The organism is Nocardia arizonensis (assembly GCF_001310275.1).
Taxonomy (GTDB): domain Bacteria; phylum Actinomycetota; class Actinomycetes; order Mycobacteriales; family Mycobacteriaceae; genus Nocardia; species Nocardia arizonensis.
The window spans coordinates 30212-42277 of sequence record NZ_LGYZ01000017.1; the positions used below are offsets into that span (position 1 = coordinate 30212).

The 12066-nt window shown below is 66.7% G+C and carries 8 protein-coding genes and 2 pseudogenes; 4 read left to right on the top strand and 6 right to left on the bottom strand.

From position 1 onward, the window contains the following. Positions 1-191 precede the first annotated feature (191 nt). The 4 genes and pseudogenes from APZ21_RS03145 to APZ21_RS03165 all read right to left on the bottom strand — a co-directional run. Positions 192-1442, bottom strand: a pseudogene (locus APZ21_RS03145) (MFS transporter); the annotation flags it as partial. Beyond that, a complete protein-coding gene (locus APZ21_RS03150; RefSeq protein WP_054811724.1) occupies positions 1439-2518 on the bottom strand; it encodes a PLP-dependent cysteine synthase family protein in 1080 nt (359 codons plus the stop codon). The gene APZ21_RS03150 and the pseudogene APZ21_RS03145, both read right to left, overlap by 4 nt. A 154-nt stretch (positions 2519-2672) precedes the next feature. After that, positions 2673-3086, bottom strand: coding sequence for a putative copper homeostasis (lipo)protein LpqS (gene lpqS, locus APZ21_RS03155; protein WP_054811686.1), 414 nt, complete (start codon positions 3084-3086; stop codon positions 2673-2675). A 788-nt stretch (positions 3087-3874) separates the two neighbouring features. Beyond that, on the bottom strand, positions 3875-4264 hold the full coding sequence (locus APZ21_RS03165) for a BlaI/MecI/CopY family transcriptional regulator (protein WP_082392784.1): 390 nt from the start codon (positions 4262-4264) through the stop codon (positions 3875-3877). 266 nt (positions 4265-4530) lie between these two features. On the opposite strand from APZ21_RS03165, the gene APZ21_RS03170 reads away from it, so the two are divergent. The 4 genes from APZ21_RS03170 (at position 4531) to APZ21_RS03185 (ending at position 9452) form a co-directional block, all read left to right on the top strand. After that, complete coding sequence (locus tag APZ21_RS03170; RefSeq protein WP_054811688.1) at positions 4531-6093, top strand: multicopper oxidase family protein; 1563 nt, start codon at positions 4531-4533, stop codon at positions 6091-6093. A gap of 305 nt (positions 6094-6398) precedes the next feature. Next, the gene (locus APZ21_RS03175; protein WP_054811689.1) at positions 6399-6671 is read left to right on the top strand and encodes a hypothetical protein; all 273 of its coding nucleotides are present in this window, start codon (positions 6399-6401) and stop codon (positions 6669-6671) included. Positions 6672-6813: 142 nt separating this feature from the next. Beyond that, positions 6814-7185: a BlaI/MecI/CopY family transcriptional regulator gene (locus tag APZ21_RS03180; RefSeq protein ID WP_169812125.1), complete on the top strand. Its 372-nt coding sequence runs from the start codon at positions 6814-6816 to the stop codon at positions 7183-7185. 77 nt (positions 7186-7262) lie between these two features. Continuing rightward, a complete protein-coding gene (locus APZ21_RS03185) occupies positions 7263-9452 on the top strand; it encodes a heavy metal translocating P-type ATPase (protein WP_371391982.1) in 2190 nt (729 codons plus the stop codon). Between the two features lie 321 nt (positions 9453-9773). Here APZ21_RS03185 and APZ21_RS03190 read toward each other — a convergent pair whose 3' ends face one another. After that, positions 9774-10430 (bottom strand): GNAT family N-acetyltransferase, encoded by a 657-nt coding sequence (locus APZ21_RS03190; protein ID WP_054811690.1) that lies wholly within the window; start codon positions 10428-10430, stop codon positions 9774-9776. Positions 10431-10576: 146 nt separating this feature from the next. Further along, positions 10577-11743 (bottom strand): annotated as a pseudogene (locus APZ21_RS03195) (IS3 family transposase). Positions 11744-12066: the final 323 nt, after the last annotated feature.

A 12066-nucleotide genomic window follows, 5' to 3' on the forward strand; every position in this document is an offset into this window, starting at 1 on the left:
GGCGGTAGGGGCTGGCGGCGGTAGGTGCGCTGGTCGGATTCTGCCGCCGGTCGGGGCTTGGTCGCCGTACCGAGCCGATTCACCGGTTCGATGCCGCGCCCGGATCGGCGGCGCAATGGGGTGGTCACCGGATCCGAGCCCGCAAAGGCGGGTTCGGTGAGCCGGTGGCGTCCGCTGGGCAGACGATGACGTCCGGTGACGTGCTGCTCGGGCGCGGTCGCGGTGCGGTCGGATCGTTCCAGCCGGGCCAAGGCGTAGGCGGCGATGACGCCGATCGCGGTCAAGCCCGCCCAGACGACCCAGTCCAGTCCGGCGTCGCGCGCGGCGCCGACGAGGGTACCGGTGGCCAGGTTGCCGACCAGGATGCCGACACCGACGACGGTGTTGTAGAAGCCGTAGTGGGTGGCGACCAGCTTGTTTCCCGACAGCGAGACCACGGTGTCCATCTCGAACGGGAACACCGCCGCCGTGCCGATCGCCAGCAGCGTGGTGGTGACCAGCAGCGCGGTCACCGCGGCCACGGTGCCGAAAAGCCCCGTGGTGGGCACGATGATCAAGGGGATGAACGCCGCAGCGAGCACGGCCATGCCGGCGACCAGGCTCTTGCCCGGCCCCCAGCGGGCACGCAACCACGCGGTGATGCGCAGCTGACCGGCGACAGCGACGACGCCGGAAACCACGAACAAGGCCGAGACCAGGGTTTGCGAGCGTGCCCCGGCGATGAATTCCGCTTGCAATGGCAAGGCCAGATACACCTGGAACGACAAGACATACGAGCCGATCATCGCTACCGAGAACGCCAGGAACCGCCGGTTGGACATGACCCGGCGCCAGTCGTCGAGCACCGAGGTCTTCTCGGCCGGGGCTTCACCGCGGCGGGCGGGCAGGGCGAACAGCTGAGCGATGGTCAACGCGGCGAACACCGCCGCCGCGACCCCGGCGGTGACGCGGAAGTCGACCGCCATCAACGCCAGCCCGACCAGCGGTCCGGCGAGGATGCCCGCTTGATAGAACATGTTGAAGACCGCGAACGCCTCGACGCGGCGCTCGCCGGTGTCAGCGGCCAGATAGGCGCGCACGGCCGGATTGAACAACGCGCCCGCGAAGCCGGTCGCCGCGGAAGCGATCAACACCGCGGGCAGGGATTCGGCGAAGACCAGCAGCGCGAAGCCGCCGGTACGCAGCAAGCATCCGGCCACGATCAACGGTTTGTAGCCGAGCCGATCAGCCAGGGTGCCGCCGATGAGGAACATGCCCTGCTGGGAAAAGTTGCGTACACCCAGGACCAGTCCGACCGCCCACGCCGCGAGCCCCAGTGGGCCGGCCAGGTATCCGGCCAGGTACGGCATCAGCATGTAGAAGCCGAGGTTGATGCCGAACTGGTTGATCATCAACAGCTGCGCGGGCCGGTCGAAACTGGCGAATTTGGTGACCACGGTCACGAGGCGAGTTCTCCTTCTGCCATTGCCGTCGGCGAGACCACCGTGGTGCAGCGGGTCCAGCGCTGCACGACCCGTTCACCGGGGTGGCTGATCGCTTCGGGCGCGATCGGCGGGGTGGTGTCGAGGAGCCCGTGCTCGGCGCAGTAGGCGTCGTTGTAGATGGTGTCGAAGTAGCGGTGTGGCCCGTCGGGGAACACCGCGGCGATTCGGGTCGACGGCGCGGCGACGCGGGCGGCCCATCCGGCGACCAGCGCGACCGCGCCCACGCTCCACCCGCCGGTGGCGTGGTGTGTCGCTGCCAGTGTGCGGCACGCCCACACCGATTCCGCCGGGGCGACCCAGTGGACTTCGTCGAAGGCCGCGTAGTCGACGTTGGCGGGGTAGATGCTCGAACCCAGGCCGCGCATCAGCCGCGGCCCGGCCGGTTGGCCGAAGATCGTCGAGGAGATCGTGTCGACGCCGACCAGTTTCATCTCCGGGTTGTAGCGGCGCAGCACGCGCGCGACTCCGGCCGAGTGTCCGCCGGTGCCGACCGCGCACACCAGGACATCGACGGTGCCCAGCTGCTCGATCAGCTCCAAAGCCAGGGATTCGTAGCCCTCGACGTTGTCGGGATTGCTGTACTGATCCGGGCACCAGGCGTCGTCCTCGGCAGCCAGCAGCTCGGCGACCCGGTCGCGCCGCGCCTGCTGCCAGCCACCGACCGGGTGCGGTTCGGTGACCAGGTCGACCGTGGCGCCGTAGGCGGCCAGCATCTGGGCGACGATCGGTTCCAGCCCCGGGTCGGTGACCACGGTCACCGGGTGCTGGTACACCATCCCGGCCAGCGCCAACCCCAGGCCCAGCGTGCCGCTGGTCGATTCGACGATGCGCGCGCCAGGCGCCAGATCGCCGCGTTCGCGCGCCTTCTGCACCATGTGCAGCGCGGGACGGTCCTTCATCCCGCCAGGGTTGAACCCTTCCAGCTTGGCCCAGAACCCGCGATCGGCGCCGGCCAGAGGTTCTCCGATCCGCAGCACCGGGGTGTTGCCGACCAGACCGCGGGGTGCATCGATGGCATCTGGGGCGCCCAGCATGCGACGGGTGTGGGCGAGTTCGAGGGTGGGGAAGGTCGAGGTGTTGTTCACGGTTGCTGTCTCTTCTCTGCACAGGCGACCGCTTTCGCGGTACGCCACGACGATGGGCAGCGAGCACCGGCCGGACACGACGGATCGGCCTGGCGCTGACCGATCAGCGTCGGGAAATACAGAACAGAGTCAGTACAGTGCGCCCATCAGGCGAACGCGGCGCAGTAGGCGGCCCACGAATACCACCAGCGCGGGAGTCCGGTGTCGACGCCGGCGTCCAGACCGCGGTGAAAGCGGCGAGCACCAGAGCGGCCAGCGTCAGCGACACGATGCCCGGCGGCAGCGCCTTGTCCGGGCAGTGCCCGGCGTGCGCGATGCACAGCTGGGTCGCGTCGACGGTAGGGAGGGCGTGGTCGTGGCCGGTCGCGGCGTCGAAATCGGCGTGGTCGTGGTCAGTCGCGCTGACGGGCGCGGCAGCGGTGAGCGCGTGATGGACACGTGAGCCGGTCTGATCATTGAAGAGCAGGCAATCGGCGGCAGGAACGATCACCAGGGCGGCCAGCAGCAGAACTGCCAACCAGCTACCCCTGCGCATCCGACCGAGAGAATTCACGATGCCGCGACAATAACGAACACATAACGGCGAACGCAATGGCGCCGCCGCCACATCCACAGCGTCGCGATGGGATCGTGTGCCCGTCTTCGTGTCGTAGACCGGCGCGGAGAGCCCCCACGCTGCCTTGCTGCGCAAACTCCACCTCCCGAACTCGATCACGCTGGGCACCAATACTTTTGGCGGTTCCTACCCTATCCGCAAGCGGAGGGTTGGTTGACAACCACAGCGATCAATCTACTATCTCGGTACGTAAATAGTTTGTGTTGTGTGATCAGGCGCACGCCTCGGCGTGTCGGACCACAAGACCTTGCGCGAGTCACATCCGTGACATGCCCCGGTGACGAGCACGTGACGAGCACCGTTTGTTCGTCCGAATGCGGCTAACCCGCCGCCCGCCGGCGGTAAACCGCACCGGCAACGATGAAAGGGACCATCATGACCACCACCGCCCGACCCCAGCGACATCGCCTTCCCGCCCGCCTGCTGGCTGCCACATCGATCGCCGCGGCTGCGACCTTTCTGGTCGCTGTTCCCGCGACCGCGGCACCGTCGGCCTCGGGGACCAGCGGCCGACCCGCGGGCGCCGATGACGGCCGGGGCACCGCCTGGCATGGCAACTCTCGCGTCGACAACGGCCACAGCACCGATGGTGGTCCACGCGGGCACGGACACGATCGCGCCGACGCCGGTCGCCACGACCCGTCCGACGACGGCGGCCACTGCACACCTCGCGTGTGCTCCGGACCCCGCTAGCCGCTGGAGTCGGGGTGATCGATCCCTCGCGGCCGCTGCCGCAGCGCCTCACGCAACCGCTGCGATTGCGCGGGGGTCATCCTTTCGATGAACCGGGCCAGCACGTCTTCAGCGCGGCCGCCCGCATCGAGCGCGGCGCGCATCAGTCCGGCGCTGTACTGCTCGCGAGTCAGAGTGGGCCAGTAGAGGTAGGCCCTACCATGGCGTTCACGGTCGAGCCAGCCCTTGCGGTGAAGGTTGTCCATGGTGGTCATCACCGTGGTGTAGGCGATCTCACGCCCGCCGGCGATCACCTCGCGCACCTGGCGAACACTGACCGGCTCGCCGGCCGACCACACCGTGTCCATGACCACCGTTTCCAGCTCGCCGAACCCGCCGCCTGCCACCCGAACCTCCTCACCTTCCGGCTTACCCGCACCGAGCGGGCCGCGCAGATCTCGGCGACGAGACGCGCGCGACAGCCTGGCCGTGATCGTAGGACGAATTCGTTTCACTCGCGCGGCAACGAGGTGAACAACCAACACGCCCGCTCACGTGCCTCTCCCCACACACGAGCGCCCTAGCATGCGACGAGAAATCCTCTTCACCTGCACAAACCCAGTCATTCACCGGCCAGTCGATCACCGGTATCGACACGACGAAGGAGACGCCCATGTCGTCACCACCCAACCTCGGCATGCTCAGAACCCGGCGCAACTTTCTGGCGCTGAGCGCCGGTGCGGGCACAGCCGCACTGCTGGCGGCATGCGGGAATTCCACCTCGCCTCAGCGTTCTCCGGTCGGCCCCGATTCCGAAGCGGTCCGATCCGCCGAGGACACCCGGCGATCGGCCACCGCGGCGGTGCGCGAGGTATCGCTGCGTCCCGCGCCGAGCACGGTCGATCTCGGCGGGGTCCAGGTCCAGACCTGGACCTACGACGGCTCCCTGCCCGGGCGTGAGATCCGGTTGCGCCGCGGGGAGGTGCTGCGTGCCGAACTGAGTAATGCTTTGCCCGCGCCGACGACGGTGCATTGGCACGGCATCGCCTTGCGCAACGACATGGACGGCGTTCCCGAGATCACCCAGGACCCGATCGCCGCGGGCGCGAACTTCCGCTACGAATTCACCGTTCCCGATGCGGGCACCTACTTCTTCCACCCGCACGTCGGTGTCCAGCTCGACCGCGGCCTCTACGCCCCGCTGATCATCGAGGACCCTGACGAGGGATCCGACTACGACACCGAAGCCGTCATCGTGCTCGACGACTGGCTCGACGGTGTCGACGGCCGCGACCCGGACAAGGAGCTGGCGAGGCTGCGTGAGCAGGGCATGGCCGGAATGGACATGGGAGGGCAATCCGGCGGCATGGACCACGGCGGAATGTCGATGAGCGGCTCGGCGCCGATGTCGGCACCCAGTGACCCGGCGATGCCGTTGGGCACCGACACCGGCGACGTGCAATACCCCTACTACCTGATCAACGGGCGCCTGGGCACCGACCCCGTGGTCCTGCAGGGCCGCCCGGGACAGCGGATGCGGCTGCGCATCATCAACGCTGCCTCCGACACCGCCTTCCGCGTCGCCCTCGGTGGTCACCAGCTACGGGTCACCCACACCGACGGCTTCCCCGTGGATCCGGTGTCGACCGCCAACATCCTCATCGGGATGGGCGAACGCTACGACGCCGTGGTCGAACTCGGCGACGGGGTGTTCCCGCTGGTCGCCTCCGCCGAAGGCAAGACCGGTCAGGGCTTCGCGCTCATCCGAACCGGATCCGGCACTCCACCACCGCCGGATGCTCGCCCCACCGAACTGGCCGCGATCCCGCTGTCAGCGGACAGGCTGAGCGCGGCCGAGGCCGTCCGGCTGCCCGACCGCAAACCTGATCAGATCCTCGATGTGGTCCTGGAAGCCGACGTGAACAAATACATCTGGACGATCAACGGCAAAGCCTTCCCCGACCATGCCCCGCTGGATGTGACTGCCGGGCAACGGGTCCGGCTGCGGTTCAACAACAAGACGATGATGTGGCACCCGATGCACCTGCACGGCCACACCTTCCAGGTCGTCACCGGCTCCGGGGCCGGGCCACGCAAGGACACCTTGATCGTGGTGCCCAACCAGACCGTCGAAGTCGACTTCGACACCGACAACCCCGGCCAGTGGATGCTGCACTGCCACAACGTCTACCACGGTGAAGCCGGGATGATGGCCGTCGTCTCCTACGAGCAATAACCCCAGGCCGAGTGCCGCTGCCCCATGCCGCGGTTTCCACCGCGCGTCAGTGCGCGTACCGCCCACCGATACCTGATGCCCGCCACCGATGCGAAAGGAGGTGACCGACCGATGAACCCGATGAAGATGTTGTGCGACTGGATGTGCTCGATGATGGCCTCGTGCTGTCAAATGTGACCCCCAACGGGTCACGTGGGTCGGCCGTCGAGTCGCCAGTCGGCCGACCCACGAAATTCCACCAGGGCGACGTGACAAGCAAACTACTATCTGCGTACGTAGATAGTAGTTCTACGAGATAGGCCACTATGAACACCAAATCCTCACCGCAGAGCACGCGCCGGATCGCCACTAGCGTCGGCCTTGCGATCTTCACCGTCGCCGCCACTGCCACGCTCGCCTCTCCGGCGCTCGCCGACGCCGGCACCACCGCATCGGCCACCGAGGTCTCCGCCGCACACGACAACCGCCACCGTGACCACCACCCGGGCAGTCGCCACGGCAACCACCGCAACCATCAGGCCCCGCTGCTCAACAACTACCGGCCCGGATTCCCGCTTCCGCGCACCGGCAGCTGGTAACACAGGCCTGGTCAGATGAGGGTCGATCCCACGATGGCGATCGACCCTCATCTGCACTTCGACCAGGTCGAAGTGACAGAACATCACCGAACAACCTACGATATTGCTACGTAGATTTAAGGTTCCTGTCAGGAGGTTGGTCGTGGCACACCGATTCGGCGATCTCGAAGCCGTCGTGATGGAGCGCGTGTGGGCGGCCGAAGACGACCTCACCGTCCGTGACGTCTACGAAAGTTTGCTGCTCGAACGCGAGATCGCCTACACCACGGTGATGTCCACCATGGACAACCTGCACCGCAAGGGCTGGCTCGACCGCGAACGCCATGGCAAGGCATACCTGTACTGGCCCACCCTCACCCGCGAGGAATACAGCGCACAGCTCATGCGTGATGCCCTCGAAGGCACGCGCTCCGATCTCGTGCTGGCGCATTTCGTCGACCAGATCAGCGAGGATGAATCCGAGGCCTTGCGCGCCCTGCTCCGCCGCGGAAAATCCAACCGATCCAAAAGCTGAGCCATCCCGTTCGCCCTGGTCGCGGCGAGTTCGGCCGCGGCTGCGCCCCTGCCGTCGACCCAAAGGAACGTCAGCGCATGTCCAGCGATCACCTACGCTCCGACGCCGACCCAGCGACCGCCCACACTCACGAACACGGCGGAAGCCGTGGCCCTGACCACAACGAGGCCTCGCACCCGAGACCCGAACATCACGAGCACACCGCCACCTCCGGCCACGATCACGGTGCGCCTGCACCCGACCACGGCACCCACGACGATCACGCCGGGCACACAGGCCACGGCGGGCACGCGGGCCACGGCGATCACGTCGCGATGTTCCGGCGCCTGTTCTGGGTGATGCTCGCCCTGGCCGTGCCGGTCGTCGCCGCGGACATGATGTTCGCCGACCTCATCGGCTACACCGTGCCCACCGGGTTGCAGTGGGTGTCCCCTGCGCTGGGCACCGTGATGTTCTTCTGGGGCGGACGGCCCTTCCTGACAGGGGCGGTCAGCGAGATCCGTTCCCGTCAGCCAGGGATGATGCTGCTGATCGCGCTGGCGATCACCGTGGCCTTCGCCGCCTCCTGGGGCTCGACACTGGGCCTGCTGGCCCACGAGCTCGACTTCTGGTGGGAACTGGCACTGCTCATTGTGATCATGCTGCTGGGCCATTGGATCGAGATGCGTTCGCTCGGCCAAGCCTCCAGCGCGCTGGAATCGCTGGCCGCGTTGCTGCCCGACGAAGCCGAACGTCTCGGAGAGGACGGCACCACCGCCACCGTGCCGGTCACTGACCTGCGCACCGGCGACCTGGTCGTCGTCCGCCCGGGCGGACGAGTCCCTGCCGACGGCAGCGTCGAGACCGGCAGCGCCGACGTCGACGAATCCATGATCACCGGCGAATCCCGCCCGGTCCACCGTGGCCCCGGCGACCGGGTTGTCGCCGGAACCGTCACCACCGACTCCGCTCTACGGGTCCGGATCACCGCAGTCGGTTCCGACACCGCGCTGGCCGGAATCCAGCGCCTGGTCGCCGAAGCGCAGAACTCGACCTCACGCGCCCAGGTGCTGGCCGACCGCGCCGCGGCATGGTTGTTCTGGTTCGCTTCCGGCGCAGCGGTCATCACCGCGATCACCTGGCTGCTGCTCGGGCAGCCCGAATCCGCGGTCACCCGCACCATCACCGTGCTCGTCATCGCCTGCCCCCACGCCCTGGGACTGGCGATCCCGCTTGTGGTCTCGATCGCGACCGAACGAGCTGCCAAAGCCGGTGTGCTGATCACCGATCGCCGCGCTCTCGAAAGAATGCGCACCGTCGATGCGATCCTGTTCGACAAGACCGGCACCCTCACCCGCGGCGAACCCGCCGTCGTCGCCACCACCTCGACCCAACCCGGCATCGGTGACGACGAAGTCCTGGCCTTGGCCGCAGCCGCAGAGTCCGACAGCGAACACCCCTTGGGTCGCGCCATCGTCAACACTGCTACCGAACGCGGCATCAGCATTCCCACCGCGACAGATTTCACCGCCCAGAACGGTGTCGGAGTCACCGCCACAATCAACGGCACAAAGATCAGCGTCGGTGGGCCCGCGATGCTCGACCAGCACAACCTCGACCCAGCACCCGCTGCGGCCGAGTGGTCCGCGCAGGGATCGACCGTGCTGCACGTCCTGCGCGACGGGAAGCTCATCGGGGCACTAGCTCTGGCCGACGAGATCCGCCCCGAATCCGCCCAGACCATCAAGGCCCTGCACGCTCGCGGCATCCACGTGGCCATGATCACCGGCGATGCCGAGCCCGTCGCCCGCACTGTCGCTGCCCAACTCGGCATCGACGAAGTCTTCGCCGGAGTCCTGCCCCAGGACAAAGGCGCCAAAGTCCAAGCCCTCCAAGACGCCGGGCACACCGTGGCGATGGTCGGCGACGGCGTCAACGACGCCCCCGCCCTCGCCCGTGCCGACGTCGGCATCGCCATCGGCGCCGGCACCGACGTCGCTATCGCTTCCGCCGGTGTCGTGCTGGCCTCCGACGACCCCCGCGCTGTCTTATCGGTGATCAAACTGTCGCACGCCACCTACCGCAAGATGATCCAGAACCTGGTCTGGGCAGCCGGATACAACATCATCGCCGTGCCCCTGGCCGCGGGCGTGCTCTCGCACTGGGGCATCACACTTCCGATGGAAGTCGGTGCCCTGCTGATGTCGGCCTCTACCGTCGTCGTCGCGGTCAATGCCCAACTGCTCCGCCGCCTGGACCTGAGTCCGGACGCGGTGCTAGCTGACTAAGCCGAGTCGCGTCCGCTCGAGCCATCCTTTGCGGTGCAGGTTGTCCACCGTCGTCATGACGGTGGACAACCTGCACCGTCGTCATGACGGTCGTGTAGGCGATCTCTCGGTCACGAAGCAAGTCGCCGTACACCTGCCGGACCGTGATGGTGTCGTCGGCCGACCAGGCACGGTCCATCACAACCGCTCCCCAGTTCCCCGAAACGATGCCCCATCGCCGCTCTCCCGGCCCGACGTGCCGACGGCTCGCGGACCGGCAGCACGCAAGATGCACCTACTATGTCTCTACGTATTAGACGCCGAAAACTGGACTGCCCGGTCTCACAACTCGGCCGACGGATACCGCTCCCAAGACTGAGCGGAGACAGCCCAGAGATCGTGATCGCGGCGCCTACCACCGACGCTGAGATAGCTGACCATCGTGCCTTCACGCACCAACCCGATCCGGCGAACCAATCGACTCGAGTTGACATTGTCCACATCTATCGGCGCAGTGACGCGCGCGAGATCCAGTTCATCGAAGGCATACCCGACGATCAGACGCCCCGCCGCCGCACCGATGCCGCGCCCGGACAGTCGAGAGTCGACCCAGATACTGAGTTCGCCACGCTTGTCGTGAGGCTGTATCCACAGGTCGCATTGTCCCGCGAATCGGCCACCGACCTCGATGACCGTGCGCACGATACGGTCGGCCTTCGCCTCCGCTCTCGACCATAGCCACTCGTGAATCCACACCCGCTCGCGGTGGCGCGATTCCCAGCTCCGCTCGTCGGTCAGCCAGAACGGCTCGATCGCCGAACGGTCGGCGATTCGGATCGCGCGCCAGGTAGACGCGTCGGACAGTCGCGGAGGGCGCAGAATCACCGGCTCACCACTGGAGGTTCGGCCGACAAGAATGACACGACGCGGAGTGCGTAGCGAGGTGACCACGAGACGGAGTACACGCGATGCGCAATAGCGCGCCACCGCGACCACCATCACCAACGCCGGTCTACACCTCGACACGACGCTCCGACGAAGGCTGCCCGCGCGCACTCCCGTTTGAGCTGGCAACCCGTCGGAAGTTGCAGATGCGGGACGCCGATTCACGCGAACGGGGCTGCTGCAAGATCGGGTGACAGTGGTTAAGCAGCCTGTCGGGCTGCTGGGGACATGATGGTTTCGAATTCGATCGGGGTCAACCGGCCGAGCCGAGCTTGTCGGCGCCGACGGTGATAGGTGCGTTCGATCCAGGTGACGATGGCGATCCGGAGCTGATCGTGGGTTTCCCCAGCGCTGCCGGTCCAACACGTTGCGTTGCAGCAGGCTGAAGAAGCTTTCCATGGCGGCGTTGTCGCCGGCCGCGCCGACGCGCCCCATCGATCCGACCATACGGTGACGGTTGAGCGTGTGCACGAATCTCCTTGACCTGAACTGAGATCCGCGATCGGTGTGCAGAATGCAACCGGCCACATCACCTCGCCGGGCGACAGCATTGTTCACCGCGGTCACCGCCAGCCGGGACTTCATTCGTGAATCGATCGAATAGCCGATGATCCGGTTGGAGAACACGTCTTTGACCGCACACAAATACAGCTTGCCTTCACCGGTGCGATGTTCGGTGATGTCGCTGAGCCACAAACGATTTGGTGCGTCGCTGCGGAAGTTCCGCTGCACCAGATCATCGTGGACAGGCGGCCCTGGTTTGGCGTTCTTGCCGCGCCGGGACTTGCCGAACGCGCTCCACCACCGATTGCTCGAGCAGATCCGCCACGCGGTCCGCTCGGCCATCGTCTCACCGGCTTCGTGGGCCTCGTCGGCGAGAAACCGGTAGCCGAATTCGGGGTCGTCGCGGTGCGCATCGAACAACGCATTGGCTCGATACGCCTCGGCGACCTCGGCGGCGGTCACCGGATCGGCCAGCCACCGATAGTAGGGCTGGCGAGCGAGCTGCAGCACCCGGCACGTCACCGCCACGGGGATCCCGTCGGCGGCAAGCTCTTTCACGAGCGGGTAGAGCCTTTTCCCGGTATCTGAGCCTGGGACAAATAGGCAGCCGCGCGCCGCAGGACCTCGTTCTCCTGCTCCAGCAACCGGATCCGGCGGCGGGCATCACGCAATTCGGCGGACTCGCTGCGAGTGGTTCCCGGCTTGTTCCCGTCGTCGACGTCGGCTTGGCGCATCCACTTCGACAACGTCATCGGATGGACGCCGAAATCGGCCGCGATCTGGTCGAGGGTCACCCCGTCGTCGCGGTTGCGGGCGACCCTGACCACGTCGTCGCGGAACTCTTTCGGATACGGCTTGGGCACTGTGACATCCTCTCAGGCCCGCCTCCCGGCAAGCCATCTCGATTGTCACCTACACCTGCAGCAGCCCCGAACCTATCCCGGGTCACGCGTGACTGCATCTTCGTTGTGCCTCACCCGCAGGCACAACGTAGATGGGAGCGCGATAGGATAGGTCGCGGCCGGACAGCATCGCTAGATCGGGTAGGAATCCGCGATGACCAGGCGTTTTCCGGTTGCCCATGTTTTGTGTGTCCTGCCGGGGGCGCCAACCTGCGCATCATTTGCGCAGGTCAGGGCCGTTTGGACGAGATCGAGATGCTAGAGAGCGAGGAAAACCCCAGGTG

Coding starts and splice junctions, on each gene's coding strand:
- APZ21_RS03150 (WP_054811724.1), bottom strand. CDS start 2,518: ATGCTGGGCGCCCCAGATGCCATCGATGCACCCCGCGGTCTGGTCGGC.
- APZ21_RS03170 (WP_054811688.1), top strand. CDS start 4,531: ATGTCGTCACCACCCAACCTCGGCATGCTCAGAACCCGGCGCAACTTT.
- APZ21_RS03175 (WP_054811689.1), top strand. CDS start 6,399: ATGAACACCAAATCCTCACCGCAGAGCACGCGCCGGATCGCCACTAGC.
- APZ21_RS03185 (WP_371391982.1), top strand. CDS start 7,263: ATGTCCAGCGATCACCTACGCTCCGACGCCGACCCAGCGACCGCCCAC.
- APZ21_RS03190 (WP_054811690.1), bottom strand. CDS start 10,430: ATGGTGGTCGCGGTGGCGCGCTATTGCGCATCGCGTGTACTCCGTCTC.